The following is a 15880-nucleotide window of genomic DNA, read 5'->3' on the forward strand; positions in this document are numbered from 1 at the left end:
CGACAGCGCAGCTGAACGCGCTTCAGCGCGGCCCCGAAGGGGTGAGCGAAGCGAATAACCTGGGACGCAGTCCCTGGTGAGAGTCCGAAGTAATAAAAAACCCAGCGGTTAGGCTGGGTTTTCAAATTTGGCTCCGCGACCTGGACTCGAACCAGGGACCCAATGATTAACAGTCATTTGCTCTACCGACTGAGCTATCGCGGAACAACGGAGCGTATGTTACTGATTAAAAAGGGGAAGTCAACACTTTGTGGTGACCTCTGGTGGGGATAATTCGGCGGAATTGGTGTTGGCGCGAGGGAGGGACTTTAGCCGCGACGGCAGTGGTGGATCGAGGCTGAAGCCGCTCCTACAGGCCTGGCGGTGCCTGCGGTGCCTGCGGTGTCTCCGTAGGAGCCCCGCCCCGGGGCGAAGCTTTGGCCGTTGCGGTGTTCTGTCGAACGATTCGCGGCGGGGCGCCGCTCCTACGGTGACAAAAACGCCGGCTTATGAGCCGGCGCTTTTGTTTATCGCAGAGGCTTACAGCACGGCGTGAATCGCGCGGGTGACGCTATCCAGGTTGCCTTTGTTCAGCGCGGCGACGCAGATGCGGCCGGTGCCGACGGCGTAGATGCCGAACTCTTCCTTGAGGCGTTCCACTTGCTCTACGGTGAGGCCGGAGTAAGAGAACATGCCGCGTTGTTGGGCGACGAAGCCGAAGTCGCGTTTGGCACCCAGTGCCGCCAGTTGCTCGACCATGGCCAGGCGCATGCTGCGGATGCGGTCGCGCATTTCGCCCAGTTCGGCTTCCCACATGGCACGCAGCTCAGGGCTGTTGAGCACGCTGGCGACCACGGTGGCGCCGTGGGTCGGTGGGTTGGAGTAGTTGGTGCGGATCACGCGCTTGAGTTGCGACAGCACACGAGTCGATTCTTCACGGCTGCTGGTAACGAGCGAGAGGGCGCCGACGCGTTCGCCATACAGCGAGAACGACTTGGAGAAGGAGCTGGAGACGAAGAACTCCAGACCAGATTCGGCGAACAGGCGCACCGCTTCGGCGTCTTGTTCGATGCCGTCACCGAAGCCCTGGTAGGCGATATCGAGGAAGGGCACGTGCTCGCGCTCGCGCAGTACTTCCAGGACGGCCTTCCAGTCTTCCAGTTGCAGGTCCACGCCGGTCGGGTTATGGCAGCAGGCGTGCAGCACGACGATGGAGCGCGCTGGCAGATTGCGCAGGTCTTCGAGCATGCCGCCACGGTTTACGCCATTACTGAACGGATCGTAGTAGCGGTAGTTCTGCACCGTGAAACCAGCGGACTCGAACAGGGCGCGGTGGTTTTCCCAGCTCGGGTCGCTGATGGCCACGGTCGCGTCCGGCTGCAGACGCTTGAGGAAGTCGGCGCCGATTTTCAGGGCACCAGTGCCACCGAGGGCCTGGGTGGTGATGACGCGACCGGTCTCGATCAGGGCTGCGCCCTTGCCGAACAGCAGTTCCTGCACGGCCTTGTCGTAGGCGGCGATGCCTTCGATCGGCAGGTAGCCACGCGGTGCGTGGGCCTCGATGCGCGCTTTTTCCGCTTCTGCGACGGCGCGCAGCAGCGGAATTCGCCCCTCTTCGTTGTAGTAGACACCGACGCCAAGGTTGACCTTGGTGCTGCGGGTGTCAGCGTTGAATGCTTCGTTGAGGCCCAGGATGGGATCGCGCGGAGCCATTTCGACGGCGGAGAAGAGACTCATGATGGGTGCGGCAACTCGAGTGAGGGGTGGGTGGCCAGGCGTCCCCAACGAAAGCGCTAGGGAGCGCGTAAACGGGGCGTTAGTATAACGGCCCTGAATCCAGGGGGCGACAGCGCAATGCCCTGAATTAAGGCCTTTTGCCAGGTAATTCGACTCTACTTGGCACTATTGCCAGCTCGCCCCGCAATTCATGGCTTTTGACGCAGTCTGAACGGATGCGTCACAGCTATTTGTCGAGGTGCTGCATGTCCGATTTTCAATTGGTGACCCGCTTCAAGCCTGCCGGTGATCAGCCCGAGGCGATTCGGCAGATGGTCGAGGGGCTGGAGGCCGGCCTGTCGCACCAGACGCTGCTGGGGGTGACCGGTTCGGGCAAGACCTTCTCTGTAGCCAATGTGATCGCCAAGGTGCAGCGGCCGACGCTGGTGTTGGCGCCAAACAAGACCCTGGCCGCGCAGCTGTACGGCGAGTTCAAGGCGTTCTTCCCGAACAACGCGGTGGAGTATTTCGTTTCCTACTACGACTACTACCAGCCGGAAGCCTATGTGCCGTCGTCGGATACCTTCATCGAGAAGGATGCCTCGATCAACGACCATATCGAGCAGATGCGCCTGTCGGCGACCAAGGCGCTGATCGAGCGTAAGGACGTCATCGTGGTCTGCACCGTGTCGTCGATCTACGGCTTGGGCAGCCCCGAGGAGTACCTGAAAATGGTGCTGCACCTCGACCGCGGTGACAAGATGGACCAGCGCGCGTTGCTGCGCCGTCTGGCCGAGTTGCAGTACACCCGTAACGACATGGATTTCGCCCGCGCCACCTTCCGTGTGCGGGGCGACGTGATCGACATCTTCCCGGCCGAATCGGATCTCGAGGCCATCCGCGTCGAGCTGTTCGACGACGAGGTAGAGAGCATCAGCGCTTTCGACCCGCTGACCGGTGAGGTGATCCAGAAGCTGCCGCGTTTTACCTTCTATCCCAAGAGCCACTACGTCACCCCGCGGGAAACCCTGCTGGAGGCGGTGGAGCACATCAAGGCCGAGCTGCAGCAGCGCCTGGAATACCTGCGCGGGGCGAACAAACTGGTGGAGGCGCAGCGTCTGGAGCAGCGCACCCGTTTTGACCTGGAGATGATCCTCGAACTGGGTTACTGCAACGGCATCGAAAACTACTCGCGCTACCTGTCGGGGCGCCCGGCGGGAGCGCCGCCACCGACGCTGTATGACTATCTGCCGGACGAAGCGCTGCTGGTGATCGACGAGTCCCACGTCTCGGTGCCGCAGGTTGGCGCCATGTACAAGGGTGACCGCTCGCGCAAGGAGACCCTGGTGGAATATGGCTTCCGCCTGCCGTCGGCGCTGGATAACCGGCCGATGCGTTTCGAGGAGTGGGAGGCGGCGAGCCCGCAGACCATCTTCGTTTCCGCCACGCCCGGCCCTTACGAGGGCGAGCACGCCGGGCGTGTGGTCGAGCAGGTGGTGCGCCCGACCGGCCTGGTCGACCCCGAGGTGGAAGTGCGCCCGGCGCGTACCCAGGTCGACGATTTGCTGTCGGAAATTCGCCTGCGAGTGGCGACGGGTGATCGCGTGCTGGTCACCACGCTGACCAAGCGTATGGCCGAGGACCTGACCGATTACCTGGGCGACCATGACGTCAAGGTGCGCTACCTGCACTCGGACATCGATACGGTGGAGCGGGTGGAGATCATTCGTGACCTGCGTCTGGGTACCTTTGATGTGCTGGTGGGGATCAACCTGTTGCGCGAGGGCCTGGATATGCCCGAGGTGTCACTGGTGGCGATTCTCGATGCGGACAAGGAAGGCTTCTTGCGCAGCGAGCGCTCGCTGATCCAGACCATTGGCCGTGCCGCGCGTAACCTCAACGGCCGAGCGATTCTCTACGCCGACAACATGACCGGTTCGATGCAGCGTGCCATCGGCGAGACCGAGCGCCGCCGCGAGAAACAGATCGCCTTCAACGAGGCCAATGGCATCGTGCCCAAGGGGGTGCAGAAGGACGTCAAGGACATTCTCGAAGGCGCGGTGGTGCCGGGCGCGCGTAGCAACAAGCGCAAGGGCATGGCCAAGGCAGCGGAGGAGAACGCCCGCTACGAGAACGAACTGCGCTCGCCGAGCGAGATCACCAAGCGCATTCGTCAGTTGGAAGAGAAGATGTATGCCCTGGCGCGCGACCTGGAGTTCGAGGCTGCGGCGCAGTTGCGTGATGAGATTCAGAAGTTGCGCGATCGGTTGTTGCAGGTGTGATGTGCCAGTGAGTGTGGGAGGCGCTTTCGACTCTGGCATCCGGCTTCGTTCTACCTCCTGCATCCATGCAGTCGTAGCGGCAACAGTCGCGGCTGAAGCCCCTCCCACAGGTCTGACGGTGCCTGCGGCATTTGTGTAGGAGCCCCGCTTCGGGGCGAAGCTTTTGCTTTTGCGGTGTTTTGTCGGGCGATTCGCGGAGGGGCGCCGCTCCTACAGGGAGGCGGCGGTGCCTGCGGTATTTGTGTAGGAGCCCCGCCTCGGGGCGAACCCTTTGCTTTTGGCGTTAATGCCCTGCGCCACCACCCGCCATGTTCTGCGGCAACTTTCGCGTCAGCAGAATCGCCAGCATGCTCACCCCGAGGGCGATGCCGATGAAATGGAAGGCATCGTTGTAGGCCATGATGGTGGCTTGTTCGTGAACGATCTGGCTCAGTCTGGCCAGTGCGGCCTGTTCGCTGCCCAGGGTTTGCGTCAGTAGCTGCAGGCGCTGCTCCACCTGCGGGTTGGTCGGCACGATGGATTCGCGCAGGTAGTCGAAGTAGACCTTGGCCCGCGCATCGAGCAGGGTGGCGAGCAGCGCGATGCCGATGGCGCCGCCGAGGTTGCGCAGGATGTTGAACAGGCTCGAGGCCGAGCCGGCATCCTGCGGCATGATGTAGGCAGTGGCGATCAGCGACACGGTGACCATCACCAGTGGCTGGCCGAGCGCGCGGATGATCTGGATGTGCTGAAACTGCTCGCCGGCGAAGTCCGGGTTGAGCACGCCGGAGAAGAAGCTCGCCGCACCGAACAGGGCAAAGCCCAGGGCGCAGAGCCACTTCGGCGAGATGACCTTCATCAGCTTGGGCACCAGCGGAATCAGAAACAGCTGCGGCACGCCCATCCACATGATCACTTCGCCGATCTGCATGGCGTTGTAGTTCTGAATCTGTGCCAGGTACAGCGGCAGCACGTAGATCGAACCGTACAGGCCGACGCCCAGCCCCAGGCTGGAGATGCTGGCCAGGCCAAAGTTGCGTTCGCGCAGTACGCCGAGGTTGATCAGCGGGTTGGGGCGGGAAATCTGCAGGATGACGAACAGGATCAGGCTGACCAGCGCCACGCTGCCGAGGCCGACGATCAGCTGCGATTCCAGCCAGTCCTTGCGATGGCCTTCTTCGAGAAAAACCTGCAGGCAGCCCAGGCCCAGGCCCAGGGTGAGGATGCCGGCGTAGTCGGTGGTCTTCAGCAGTTCCCAGTGCGGCACCTTCTTTTCCAGACCGTAGAGCAGGCCGGCGATCATGATCAGGCCAGGCGGCACGTTGATGTAGAAGATGTATTCCCAGCCCCAGTTCTCCGTCAGCCAACCGCCTAGCGTCGGTCCAATGGACGGGGCGAAGGTGGCGGTGATGGCGAACAGCGCCATGCCCTTGGCGCGGTGATGCTCGGGCAGCTTGATCAGCGTCATGGTGAACGCCAATGGGATCAGCGCACCGCCGGTGAAGCCCTGCAGCGCACGGAACACGATCATGCTCTCCAGGCTCCAGGCCATGGAGCAGAGCAAGGAGGCGATCAGAAAACCCACCGAAACCCAGACGGCCAGGCGCCGCGCCGAGAGCAGCTGCACCAGCCAGGCGGTCAGCGGGATCATGATGATTTCCGCCACCAGGTAGGAGGTGGAGATCCATGAGCCTTCCTCGAGGGTGGCGGACAGCGCGCCCTGGATGTCCTTCAGTGAGGAGTTGGTGATCTGGATGTCCAGTACCGCCATGAAGGCGCCGAGCATGGCGCTCATCACGGCGATCCAGTCGCGGCGGCTGGGTTCCTCCGTCGCTCGGATCAGTGCATCACCCGCCATGGTGTTCGTCGCTGCGCAGGTCCACGGTGACTTCTACCGACATGCCGGGGCGGATCAGGCCTTGCAGTGGGTTGTCGGCGGCGAAGGTCAGTTTGACCGGGATGCGCTGCACCACCTTGGTGAAGTTGCCGGTGGCATTGTCCGGCGGCAGCAGGCTGAACTGCGCGCCGGAGGCGGCGAACAGGCTGTCGATGCGGCCCTCGATGGGCGTGTCGGGGTAGCTGTCGAACAGCAGCTCGGCCTTCTGCCCCGGACGCATGCGGCCGATCTGGGTTTCCTTGAAGTTGGCCTGTACCCAGATGTCCTGATCCGGCACCAGCGACAGCAGGTAAGCGCCGCTTTGTACCACCTGGCCTTCACGCGCCGAACGCTGGCCGACCAGGCCACTGATCGGCGCATGAATCTGTGTGCGCGAGAGATTGAGCTCGGCCTGCTCCAGGTCGGCCTGGGCGGAGAGAATCAGGGCGTCCAGGCGCTTGAGTTCGGCTTCCAGGCTGGCTACCTGCTGACGTTGTGCCTGCAGGTCGGCTTGGGCCTTGGCCACTTGCGAGCGTGCCACGCGGTTGTCGGCGGCCAGGGTGGTGACGCGCTCTTCGGACACATAGCCGGGCTTGCGCAAGGTCTGGGCACGACCAAGATCCAGCTTGGAACGGTCCAGCGTGGCCTGGCTGGCGGCGACATCGGCCTGGCTGGCGGCGATCAGGCTGGCCTGCTGATCAAGCTTGCTTTGCGCCTGGGCGCGTTCGGCCTGATGGGTTTCCAGGGCGGCGAGGGCGCGTTGGCGGGCCAGGCGGAAGTCACTGTTTTCCAGTTCGACCAGCAACTGACCGGCCTCCACATGCTGGTTGTCGCGCACCAGCACTTTTTCGATGCGGGCGTTGAGCTGGCTGGAGACGCGCGTGATTTCGCCCTGCACGTAGGCGTTGTCGGTGCTCTCGTGGTAACGACCGACCAGCAGCCAGCGCGCGAGCAGGGCGGCGGCAATCAGTGCCAGCAGGATCACGAATACGAGGAGGCGGCGTTGCAGTTTGGCGGGCATGCGGGGCTCAGAAGGCGTCGAGGAAGTGTAAGCAAATTTAACAGCGTTCCCTTTGTGCTAGTAGACTCTAGCCTTGGCATGCTTTGTTGCTTATGAGGAACAATCATGGGGCTGGATGACGCTCTGATCTTTACCCGGGTGGTGGAATGCCACAGCTTCACCCAGGCCGCCACCAGCCTGGGTATGCAGAAATCCACGGTGAGCCGGCGCATCGCCTTGCTCGAAGAGCGTCTTGGCGTGCGCCTGCTCAACCGCACCACACGCAAGTTGCGCCTGACCGAAGTGGGCCAGGCTTACTACGAACGTTGCCGGCAGATCATGCTCGACTTCGCTGAGGCCGAGCAGGCCGTTATGCAATTACAGCGTGAGCCCTCTGGATTGTTGCGCATCACTGCGCCGATCGAGTTCGGCCAGCTGTTTCTCGGGCGAGTGTTGGGCGAGTTCATGCGCCAGTACCCACAGATCAATGCCGAGGTGGAGTTGACCTCACGCCTGGTCGATCCGCTGGAGGAGGGCGTGGACATCGCCATCCTGGTCGGCCAGCCGCAGGACTCCACGCTGATTGCGCGCAAGCTGTTCGAAAGCGGCCGGCGCCTGTGTGCCAGTCCTGCTTATCTGGCGGCGCATGGCATGCCGCGCAGCGTGGCTGATCTGGAAGGGCACCGGGCAATCCTGCTGCAGCACGATGCCCCGCGTTACTGGCCGCTGCTGGGAGAGAACCTGCCCTGTCAGCGGGTGATGACCTGCAACAACATCACCTTCGCTCGTGAAGCGGCGCTGGCCGGGGCCGGGATTTGCGGGCTGCCGGTGATGATCAGCGAGGAGGCGGTGCGCAGCGGACGCCTGATCGAGTTGCTGCCCGAGGCGCGGTTGCCGGTGGGCGAGGTATACGCGATCTATCCGTCGCGGCGTTTCCAGGCGATGAAGGTCAAGGCCTTCCTGGATTTTCTGATCGCCAGCTTGCCGATTACCCGTGGCGGGTTGCTGGAGCCAGGGGCGGTCAGCCTGATAACATCGCCTGCTTGATTCACCCCCTCGTGTCTTCCATCCGAGAGCATTCATGACCACCGTTCGTACCCGTATCGCGCCTTCGCCGACTGGCGACCCCCATGTCGGCACTGCCTACATCGCACTGTTCAACCTGTGCTTCGCACGTCAGCATGGCGGCCAGTTCATCCTGCGCATCGAAGACACCGATCAGTTGCGTTCGACCCGCGAGTCCGAGCAGCAGATCTTCGACTCCCTGCGCTGGCTGGGCATCGAGTGGGACGAGGGCCCGGATGTGGGTGGCCCGCACGGCCCGTACCGGCAGAGCGAGCGTGGCGAGATCTACAAGAAGTACTCCGACGAGTTGGTCAGCAAGGGCCATGCTTTCCCGTGCTTCTGTTCCGCCGAGCGCCTTGATGAAGTGCGCGCGCAGCAGATGGCCAACAAGGAAACCCCGCGTTACGACGGCCACTGCATGCATCTGGACCCGGCCGAAGCGCAGGCGCGCATCTCCGCAGGCGAGTCGCACGTGGTGCGCATGAAGGTGCCGAGCGAAGGCGTGTGTACGGTACCGGACATGCTCCGTGGCGATGTCGAGATCCCGTGGGATCGTATGGACATGCAGGTGCTGATGAAGGCCGATGGCCTGCCCACCTACTTCCTCGCCAACGTGGTCGATGACCACCTGATGGGTATCACGCATGTGCTGCGCGGAGAAGAATGGCTGCCGTCGGCGCCCAAGCTGATCAAGCTGTACGAGTACTTCGGCTGGGAGCAGCCGGCGCTGTGCTACATGCCGCTGCTGCGCAATCCGGACAAGAGCAAGCTGTCCAAGCGCAAGAACCCCACCAGCGTCACCTTCTACGAGCGCATGGGTTACCTGCCGCAGGCCATGCTCAACTACCTCGGGCGCATGGGCTGGTCGATGCCGGACGAGCGCGAGAAGTTCTCCCTGGCCGAGATGATCGAGCACTTCGATATCAACCGCGTGTCGCTGGGCGGGCCGATCTTCGATCTGGAAAAACTCTCCTGGCTCAACGGTCAGTGGCTACGTGAGTTGCCGGTGGAAACCTTCGCCGCCGAAGTGCAGAAGTGGGCGCTCAACCCCGAGTACCTGATGAAGATCGCGCCGCATGTGCAGGGCAGGGTAGAAACCTTCAGCCAGATCGCGCCGCTAGCCGGCTTCTTCTTCTCCGGCGGGCTGAACCTGGACGCCAAGTTGTTCGAGCACAAGAAACTCTCGGCCGATCAGGTGCGCCAGCTGATGCAACTGATCCTGTGGAAGCTGGAAGCGCTGCGCCAGTGGGAGAAGGAGCGCATTACCGGCTGCATTCAGGCGGTGGTCGAGCATCTGGAGCTTAAACTGCGTGATGCCATGCCGCTGATGTTCGCGGCCATCACCGGTCAGGCCAGCTCGGTCTCGGTGCTAGATGCGATGGAAATCCTCGGTCCGGATCTGACCCGCTTCCGCCTGCGTCAGGCGCTGGAACTGCTCGGCGGTACCTCCAAGAAGGAAACCAAGGAGTGGGAAAAGCTGCTGGCCAGCATTGCCTGATGGCTTTGTAGGGTGAGGCGTGCGCACCGATGCCCAACAGCAGAACACGCGGTGCGCATGGCGCACCCTACGGTTAGGTCGGTGTTTGATTGTCGCTTTGGCTCTAAGTAATTGTTCTAGTGGCAAAAACTTTGGGCTGGAAGGAAAAATGTTGTTGACAGGCAATCGGGGCGCTCTTAACATGCGCCCCGTCCTCGAGATGGGGCTATAGCTCAGCTGGGAGAGCGCTTGCATGGCATGCAAGAGGTCAACGGTTCGATCCCGTTTAGCTCCACCAATCTCGACTCCTTCGGGAGTGCCAGAATCGATGTGAGTCGATTCACGATCAGGGTCTTGCGTCCCCTTCGTCTAGTGGCCTAGGACACCGCCCTTTCACGGCGGTAACAGGGGTTCGAGTCCCCTAGGGGACGCCACTTATTCTAGCCGCAACGCTCAGGCGTTGCAGCCAGACCGCAAGGTTTCGGGGCTATAGCTCAGCTGGGAGAGCGCTTGCATGGCATGCAAGAGGTCAACGGTTCGATCCCGTTTAGCTCCACCAATCACACGCAAGGCCAGCTTCGTGCTGGCCTTGTCGTTCGAAGGTTTTGTCCCCTTCGTCTAGTGGCCTAGGACACCGCCCTTTCACGGCGGTAACAGGGGTTCGAGTCCCCTAGGGGACGCCATATTCCAGTCGCAGCGCTCAGGTGCTGCGAACCGACCGCAAGGTTTCGGGGCTATAGCTCAGCTGGGAGAGCGCTTGCATGGCATGCAAGAGGTCAACGGTTCGATCCCGTTTAGCTCCACCAATCACACCCAAGGCCAGCCTCGTGCTGGCCTTGTCGTTCGAAGAGCTTCGTCTAGTGCCTAGACGCCGCAGTTCACGGCGGTAACAGCGGTTCGAGCCCCTTGGGGGCGCTATTTTTCTTGCCGCATTTGCGGGACGCAGGGGCTGCCTCTTCGGAGGTGGCCCCTTTTTGTTTACTCCATTTTTTTCCTGTATCGCGTTGGTGGCGGTTAAGTCGACCTGTGGTTGCATTGCTGCTTGCAAGTAAAGATGATGACTGTAATATTATTGTTGTCATATAAAGGTCGCGAACATGAACGAGCGCAAGAGCAGGACCCGTGAACGCATTCTCTCTGCAGCTGGGCGGATTCTGGCCGAGCACGGTCCTGGGAGCCCGGCGGTCGCCGAAGTGATGGCCGCGGCGGGGCTGACGGTGGGCGGTTTCTACGCGCATTTCAGCAGTAAGGATGCGTTGATGCTTGAGGCTTTCCGTCAACTGCTCAGCGTGCGCAGGGCGCGCCTGGATGAGGTCGACCAGCGCCTGGGTGGCAGGGAACGCAGAGCGCTGCTGGCAGCCTTCTACCTGTCGCGTCGACATCGCGATGAGCCTGATGAGCGCTGCCCGTTACCCAGTACCTTGGCTGAGATCGAGCACTTGCCGGACGGCTTTCGTCTGGCCCTGGTAGAGCATGTGGAGCAAATGGTGGCGCAGATGAGTGCGGCGCCGGAGGAGGCGGATGTGGCACTGGCTGATCTGGCGTTGATGGTCGGTGGTCTGGCGCTGGCTCGGGCATTGGGGCCCGGTGAGTTGTCCGACCGTTTGTTGCGTGCTGCCAAATCGGCAGTGCTGTGAGTCAGACTCTGAGGAGACGATGATGAACCAGATGACATGGGTGCGTGGCGTCAATGCTGCCCTGGGAAGGGTAGCCCCGCAAATGATCGCCAGCCGCCTGCGCGACCGCTTCATGACGCCGCGCAGCCTGCCGCCGCGAGATTGGGAGCTGCCTTTGCTGGCCAGCGCTGAGCGCATCACGCTGCGCTTCGGTCTGTCCGCCTTGCGTTGGGGGAGTGGGCCGACGGTGTTGTTGATGCATGGCTGGGAAGGGCGGCCAACTCAGTTCGCCTCTCTAATCCATGGCTTGGTCGATGCCGGCTACGGCGTCGTAGCGCTGGATGGTCCTGCTCATGGACGTTCTCCGGGGCGTGAAGCAAACGTCGTGCTGTTTGCGCGAGCCTTGCTTGAGGCTGCCAGCGAACTGCCGCCACTGCGTGCCGTGATCGGTCATTCGATGGGCGGCGCCAGTGCGCTGCTGGCCATTCAAATGGGTTTGCGCACCGATGCGTTGGTCAGCATCGCAGCGCCTAGCCGCATTCTTGGGGTGTTGCGAGGATTCGCCAACTTCATGGGGTTACCGGCTACGGCACGTGCACACTTCGTGCGGCAGGTGGAAGTCACCGCGGGCATCGCAGCCGCGCACCTCGATGTGCAGCGCTACCAACTGGAGCTGCCTGGGCTGATCGTGCATGCAGAGGATGATTCTGTCGTGCCGGTAGGTGAGGCTGAGTTGATCCACGCAGCCTGGTTCGACAGCCAGCTGCTGCGTTTGCCGGCGGGAGGGCATCAGCGTCTGCTCGGCGATCCAGCTATCGTGCAGGCAGTACTGGGTTTACTGGGCGATCTGCGTCAGGCGCCATTGAAGGTTCTGGCTTCGTAGCTGACCACGCGGTTACGGCCGCCGGCCTTGGCGCGGTAAAGGGCGCGATCGGCCAGGTCGAGCCAGTGTTCGCCGCAGCCTGGGTCGCTCGGCACGCCGGCGTACAAACCGATGCTCATGCTCAGCGAAATACTGTGCTGCTGGTAAAGGCAGGGATACCGGGCCAGGTCGTCGCGTAGCTGCTCGGCGAGGTCGAGCGCACCGGTCAGGTCTGTTCCATCGAGCAGGGCTACGAATTCCTCGCCGCCGAAGCGGGCCAGCAGATCGCTGCTGCGCAGGCGTTGCTGGATGCGTCCGGCAGCATGGCGCAGGCACGCGTCACCTGCGAGGTGACCGTAGCGATCATTGACCTGCTTGAAGTGGTCCAGATCCAGCATCAGGACTGCAACCGATTGCCGGCTGCGGACCGCGCGGGCGCAGGCGCGCGCCAGCTCTTCGCTCAGCGTCTGGCGATTGAACAAGCCAGTGAGGCCGTCGCGACGGTTCTGCTCGGCGAGGCGCAGGTTGGCATTGGACAACTGATGCAGGGTGTCCTGCAGGGTGGCGGTGCGTTCCTCTACGCGTTGTTCGAGGCTTTCGCTGATCCTGGTTTGCAGTTCCAGGTGCCGCGCCTGCTCGTCGCGCAGGCGGCGCTCCTGGTCGATCAGCTTGGCCTGAGCCGTTCGTTCGGCATCCTGGGTCTGGCGGATGCGCGCGGCCAGGGCGATGGAAAACACCGTCATCTCGATCAGGCTGCCAATTTGCTGGGCATGCAGGGTCAATAGCGAGTAGGGCAGTATGCCGGTGCCGCTAAGAATGCTGGCAAGGCTGGCGCTGATCAGTACGAACCAGCCAAGGGCGAACAGGCGCGCGGCAGTGTAGCCGGCACGCCAGCGCAGCAGGGTGATGACGAAGGCGGCTATGGCGCAGGCTATCACCAGTACGAAGCTGCCGATCAGCGCCGGCGTATAAGGGCCCAGCAGCGCCATGCCAAGCACCAGCCAGGCGCATGCCTTGAGTGTATGGGTGACCCAGCGGTAGGGGCTTGCCGCCTGGCCGAGTTCCAGCACGCCATAGGTGAACTGAATGCCGAACAGCGTGGCCAGTGCTGAGGCGAGCGGAAAGCTCAGTTGGTGCCAGCCCAGCGCATTGGGCCACAGCCATTGCAGCGCGAAACCAAGCTGAATGAACTGATAGAGCCCGAAGCTGGCGACGAATAGGCTGTACCAGAGGTAATTGCGATCACGGGTGATGGAGAAGATGCTCAGGTTGTAGATGAACATCGCAAGCAGCGCGCCAAAGAACAGGCCCTGCAGCAGCAGGCTGCTCTGTTCCTGATGATCGAAAGCGTCGCGAGTCATCAGGCTGGCGCTCAGATTGGCTGAGCCTGCGGTCTGCATGCGCAACCAGATACGACGCTCCTCGCCGGGGCCAACCTGCAATGGCAAGACCAGTTGCCGATGGTCGACCCAGCGCCAGGCGAATGGGCGCTGATCGCCTGCGCGGTAGATGCGTTCGCCGTCGAGACCGTAGGCGTCCAGTTGGTCCAGCAGTGGGTTGCCGATCAGCAGGACCCAGCCGAGAGAGCGGTTGTGGGGGTTGTGCACGTCCAGGCGCAGCCAGTAGGCACTGCCGCCATAGCCGAAGCTGGCGTCGCGCCGTTCCAGGTCTTGCCAGGCGGAGTCGGGCAGGGCGCGTACATCGGTAAAGTCGGCCTTGCCGCCTGGGTCTTTCCAGTACTGCATGTAAGGCCCAGGCAGCACCTGTGTCTGACCGATCGGCAGCGGCAGGCTACCTGCCCAAGACAGGATGGGCAGCAGCAGAAGCATCAGTAGGCGCAGGATCGCAAACAATGGCTCGGTCTCGGGCTCTCGGGCACGTGCGCCGCATTATGGCGCTTTGAGATGAGGTGGTGAAAGCGCAGCACTGCGTGGCTTGGCGTCGCGGGGTATGATGCGGCTCCGAAAAAGCGGGGCGAGCGCTTGGCAAGGGGCTCAAGCCCGATACGCCTGAGCTCGCGACAATCGTCCGCTGCGCAGTGATTTCGCTAACATGGCCGCTCAGCATAGCGCATACGCCCGCAACTCTTTGCTGCACGCCTGGAGGTACGACCATGACCTGGGATCTACCCAGCCCTTTTCTCATCGATATCGAAGTCACCGCAGAAGACATCGATGGGCTCGGACATGCCAATAACGCAGTCTATGTCAGCTGGTTGGAGCGTTGCGCCTGGCGCCATTCGCAGTTCCTGGGGCTGGACCTGGTGGAGTACCGGCGTCTGGATCGTGCGATGGCCGTCGTGCGGCACGAGATCGACTACCTCGCCAGCGCCTATGAGGGCCAGCATCTGCAGATGGCGACCTGGATCGTCGAATCCGATCAGCGTTTGAAGATGGACCGGCGCTTTCAGCTGCTGCGCCCTGAGGATGGGGCGACCCTGTTGCGGGCCAAGACCACTTTCGTCTGTATCGAACTGTCCAGTGGCCGTCCGAAGCGCATGCCTGCCGAGTTCATCGAAGGCTATGGTAAGGCGCTATTGCAGCCATATCCGCTGGAGTTGTGACCCGCTGTCAGTCGAGGGGGGCGAGAAACACCTGCTTTTCCTCGACCACGATGGCGAATTGGCGGATTTCGCCAGGGCGTAACAGTATCGATTGCGCGGCCTCAGGGCCCTGGCCGCCACAATAGCCATCAGGCGACATTGCCACCGCGAGGCTCAATTCACCGCTGGGGATATCCAGACTGGTGTTTTCATCGCGGCCGAGTTTTGCCACCACCTGTTGGTTGACGTACAGCTCGACATCGCAAGCGTTCGGCGCATTGTTATCGCGGCTGACGAAAAGGCGGGCCGGTGCGTCGGCGGCCGGAGACGGGGGCATCTGATCGATGGCGCTGGAGGGCGCGTCGCTGGCGTGCGCTCCCAGGCACAGCAGGCCGAGCAGAACGAGCGCGGTATGACGCATGGCAAGAGCTCCGTATGGCGATGCGATCAGTGTCGCCGATCTTGCGCGTAGCGCGCGACCCCTTAAACTGTGCGCCCCATTTTCCCCGGATAACCTCATGCAAATCGCCCTGGCACCCATGGAGGGGCTGGTCGACGAGATCCTGCGCGACGTATTGACCCGCATTGGTGGCATCGACTGGTGCGTGACCGAATTCATTCGTGTCAGCGAACGGCTGCTGCCGGCCGCCACCTACCACAAGCTGGCGCCCGAGCTGTTCAACGGTTCGCGTACCCACGCCGGCACGCCGATGCGGGTGCAGTTTCTCGGCTCCGATCCGCAATGCCTGGCCGATAACGCGGCATTTGCCTGCACCCTTGGTGCGCCGGTGATCGACCTCAATTTCGGCTGTCCGGCCAAGACGGTGAACAAGTCGCGGGGTGGGGCGGTGCTGCTCAAGGAGCCGGAGCTGCTGCATGCCATCGTCCGTGAGGTGCGGCGCACGGTGCCGGCCGAGATTCCGGTCACGGCCAAGATGCGCCTGGGGTTCGAGGGCAAGGAAGGGGCGCTCGATTGCGCGCGGGCGCTGGCCGAAGGCGGGGCGAGCCAGATCGTGGTACATGCGCGGACCAAGGTCGAGGGCTACAAGCCGCCGGCGCACTGGGAGTGGGTGGCGCGGGTGCAGGAGGTGGTCGGCGTTCCGGTGTTTGCCAACGGCGAGGTGTGGACGTTGGATGACTGGCGCCGCTGCCGCGAGATCAGTGGCGTGGATGACATCATGCTAGGGCGCGGGCTGGTCTCCCGGCCCGGGCTGGCACGGCAGATTGCGGCGGTCAGGGCCGGCGAAGATCCGCAGGAAATGAGCTGGGCCGAGCTGCAGCCGTTGTTGTTCGATTTCTGGCAACAGGCGCGGCGCAAGCTGGCGCCGCGCTATGCGCCGGGGCGACTGAAACAGTGGCTGGCGATGCTTACCCGTACTTATCCGGAGGCTGTGGCTCTGTTCGCCGAGGTGCGTCGCGAGCAGGATTGCGAGCGCATCGACCAGTTGCTTGCCCTGTCGTAGGAACCCTGCCTGGGGCGAAGCTG

The 15880-nt window shown here is 62.6% G+C and carries 12 protein-coding genes and 6 tRNA genes; 12 read left to right on the top strand and 6 right to left on the bottom strand.

The window, feature by feature from the left end; all coding sequences use genetic code 11:
• Window positions 1-128: 128 nt before the first annotated feature.
• Together ACJRW5_RS23935 and ACJRW5_RS23940 are read right to left on the bottom strand one after the other, a co-directional pair.
• A tRNA-Asn gene (locus ACJRW5_RS23935) sits at window positions 129-204 on the bottom strand.
• Between the two features lie 315 nt (window positions 205-519).
• Entirely contained in the window at window positions 520-1716 is a 1197-nt protein-coding gene (locus tag ACJRW5_RS23940; RefSeq protein WP_484572981.1) for an amino acid aminotransferase, read from the bottom strand.
• A 245-nt stretch (window positions 1717-1961) separates the two neighbouring features.
• On the opposite strand from ACJRW5_RS23940, the gene uvrB reads away from it, so the two are divergent.
• The gene (gene uvrB, locus ACJRW5_RS23945) at window positions 1962-3977 is read left to right on the top strand and encodes an excinuclease ABC subunit UvrB (RefSeq protein WP_484572982.1); all 2016 of its coding nucleotides are present in this window, start codon (window positions 1962-1964) and stop codon (window positions 3975-3977) included.
• Window positions 3978-4260: 283 nt separating this feature from the next.
• Here uvrB and ACJRW5_RS23950 read toward each other — a convergent pair whose 3' ends face one another.
• The gene (locus tag ACJRW5_RS23950; RefSeq protein WP_484572983.1) at window positions 4261-5814 is read right to left on the bottom strand and encodes an MDR family MFS transporter; all 1554 of its coding nucleotides are present in this window, start codon (window positions 5812-5814) and stop codon (window positions 4261-4263) included.
• On the bottom strand, window positions 5804-6853 hold the full coding sequence (locus ACJRW5_RS23955; RefSeq protein WP_484572984.1) for an HlyD family secretion protein: 1050 nt from the start codon (window positions 6851-6853) through the stop codon (window positions 5804-5806). The genes ACJRW5_RS23950 and ACJRW5_RS23955 overlap by 11 nt, the downstream gene beginning before the upstream one ends.
• Window positions 6854-6958: 105 nt before the next feature.
• Here ACJRW5_RS23955 and ACJRW5_RS23960 point away from each other — a divergent pair, with 105 nt between their 5' ends.
• From ACJRW5_RS23960 to ACJRW5_RS24000, 9 genes are all read left to right on the top strand, one after another.
• The gene (locus ACJRW5_RS23960) at window positions 6959-7879 is read left to right on the top strand and encodes a LysR family transcriptional regulator (protein WP_484572985.1); all 921 of its coding nucleotides are present in this window, start codon (window positions 6959-6961) and stop codon (window positions 7877-7879) included.
• A 34-nt stretch (window positions 7880-7913) separates the two neighbouring features.
• Window positions 7914-9395 carry a glutamate--tRNA ligase gene (gene gltX / locus ACJRW5_RS23965; protein WP_484572986.1) on the top strand — a complete coding sequence of 494 codons (1482 nt, stop codon included), beginning with the start codon at window positions 7914-7916 and terminating at the stop codon, window positions 9393-9395.
• A 201-nt stretch (window positions 9396-9596) separates the two neighbouring features.
• A tRNA-Ala gene (locus ACJRW5_RS23970) sits at window positions 9597-9672 on the top strand.
• Window positions 9673-9732: 60 nt separating this feature from the next.
• Window positions 9733-9808: transfer RNA gene (locus ACJRW5_RS23975), tRNA-Glu, on the top strand.
• A gap of 49 nt (window positions 9809-9857) precedes the next feature.
• Window positions 9858-9933 (top strand) — tRNA-Ala (locus ACJRW5_RS23980).
• 48 nt (window positions 9934-9981) lie between these two features.
• Window positions 9982-10057 (top strand) — tRNA-Glu (locus ACJRW5_RS23985).
• Window positions 10058-10104: 47 nt separating this feature from the next.
• Window positions 10105-10180: transfer RNA gene (locus tag ACJRW5_RS23990), tRNA-Ala, on the top strand.
• A 291-nt stretch (window positions 10181-10471) separates the two neighbouring features.
• Window positions 10472-11011, top strand: a complete 540-nt coding sequence (locus ACJRW5_RS23995; RefSeq protein WP_484572987.1) for a TetR/AcrR family transcriptional regulator — start codon at window positions 10472-10474, stop codon at window positions 11009-11011.
• A 22-nt stretch (window positions 11012-11033) separates the two neighbouring features.
• On the top strand, window positions 11034-11873 hold the full coding sequence (locus ACJRW5_RS24000; RefSeq protein ID WP_484572988.1) for an alpha/beta hydrolase: 840 nt from the start codon (window positions 11034-11036) through the stop codon (window positions 11871-11873).
• Here the strand turns inward: ACJRW5_RS24000 and ACJRW5_RS24005 are convergent.
• Complete coding sequence (locus ACJRW5_RS24005) at window positions 11843-13681, bottom strand: sensor domain-containing diguanylate cyclase (RefSeq protein ID WP_484572989.1); 1839 nt, start codon at window positions 13679-13681, stop codon at window positions 11843-11845. The two genes, ACJRW5_RS24000 and ACJRW5_RS24005, sit on opposite strands and share 31 nt — an antisense overlap.
• Before the next feature lie 284 nt (window positions 13682-13965).
• On the opposite strand from ACJRW5_RS24005, the gene ACJRW5_RS24010 reads away from it, so the two are divergent.
• Window positions 13966-14415 (top strand): acyl-CoA thioesterase, encoded by a 450-nt coding sequence (locus ACJRW5_RS24010; RefSeq protein WP_484572990.1) that lies wholly within the window; start codon window positions 13966-13968, stop codon window positions 14413-14415.
• Window positions 14416-14422: 7 nt separating this feature from the next.
• On the opposite strand, the gene ACJRW5_RS24015 is transcribed toward ACJRW5_RS24010, so the two are convergent.
• The gene (locus tag ACJRW5_RS24015) at window positions 14423-14815 is read right to left on the bottom strand and encodes a hypothetical protein (protein ID WP_484572991.1); all 393 of its coding nucleotides are present in this window, start codon (window positions 14813-14815) and stop codon (window positions 14423-14425) included.
• Between the two features lie 97 nt (window positions 14816-14912).
• Between ACJRW5_RS24015 and ACJRW5_RS24020 the strand changes: the two genes are divergently transcribed.
• On the top strand, window positions 14913-15857 hold the full coding sequence (locus ACJRW5_RS24020; protein ID WP_484572992.1) for a tRNA dihydrouridine synthase: 945 nt from the start codon (window positions 14913-14915) through the stop codon (window positions 15855-15857).
• Window positions 15858-15880 lie beyond the last annotated feature (23 nt).

It is taken from the genome of Pseudomonas pichavaramensis (genome assembly GCF_050473265.1).
Lineage (GTDB): Bacteria > Pseudomonadota > Gammaproteobacteria > Pseudomonadales > Pseudomonadaceae > Aquipseudomonas.

Coding starts and splice junctions, on each gene's coding strand:
- ACJRW5_RS23940 (WP_484572981.1), bottom strand. CDS start 1,716: ATGAGTCTCTTCTCCGCCGTCGAAATGGCTCCGCGCGATCCCATCCTG.
- ACJRW5_RS24010 (WP_484572990.1), top strand. CDS start 13,966: ATGACCTGGGATCTACCCAGCCCTTTTCTCATCGATATCGAAGTCACC.
- ACJRW5_RS24020 (WP_484572992.1), top strand. CDS start 14,913: ATGCAAATCGCCCTGGCACCCATGGAGGGGCTGGTCGACGAGATCCTG.
- ACJRW5_RS23950 (WP_484572983.1), bottom strand. CDS start 5,814: ATGGCGGGTGATGCACTGATCCGAGCGACGGAGGAACCCAGCCGCCGC.
- ACJRW5_RS23995 (WP_484572987.1), top strand. CDS start 10,472: ATGAACGAGCGCAAGAGCAGGACCCGTGAACGCATTCTCTCTGCAGCT.
- gltX (WP_484572986.1), top strand. CDS start 7,914: ATGACCACCGTTCGTACCCGTATCGCGCCTTCGCCGACTGGCGACCCC.
- ACJRW5_RS24000 (WP_484572988.1), top strand. CDS start 11,034: ATGAACCAGATGACATGGGTGCGTGGCGTCAATGCTGCCCTGGGAAGG.
- ACJRW5_RS23960 (WP_484572985.1), top strand. CDS start 6,959: ATGGGGCTGGATGACGCTCTGATCTTTACCCGGGTGGTGGAATGCCAC.
- ACJRW5_RS24005 (WP_484572989.1), bottom strand. CDS start 13,681: ATGCTTCTGCTGCTGCCCATCCTGTCTTGGGCAGGTAGCCTGCCGCTG.
- uvrB (WP_484572982.1), top strand. CDS start 1,962: ATGTCCGATTTTCAATTGGTGACCCGCTTCAAGCCTGCCGGTGATCAG.
- ACJRW5_RS24015 (WP_484572991.1), bottom strand. CDS start 14,815: ATGCGTCATACCGCGCTCGTTCTGCTCGGCCTGCTGTGCCTGGGAGCG.
- ACJRW5_RS23955 (WP_484572984.1), bottom strand. CDS start 6,853: ATGCCCGCCAAACTGCAACGCCGCCTCCTCGTATTCGTGATCCTGCTG.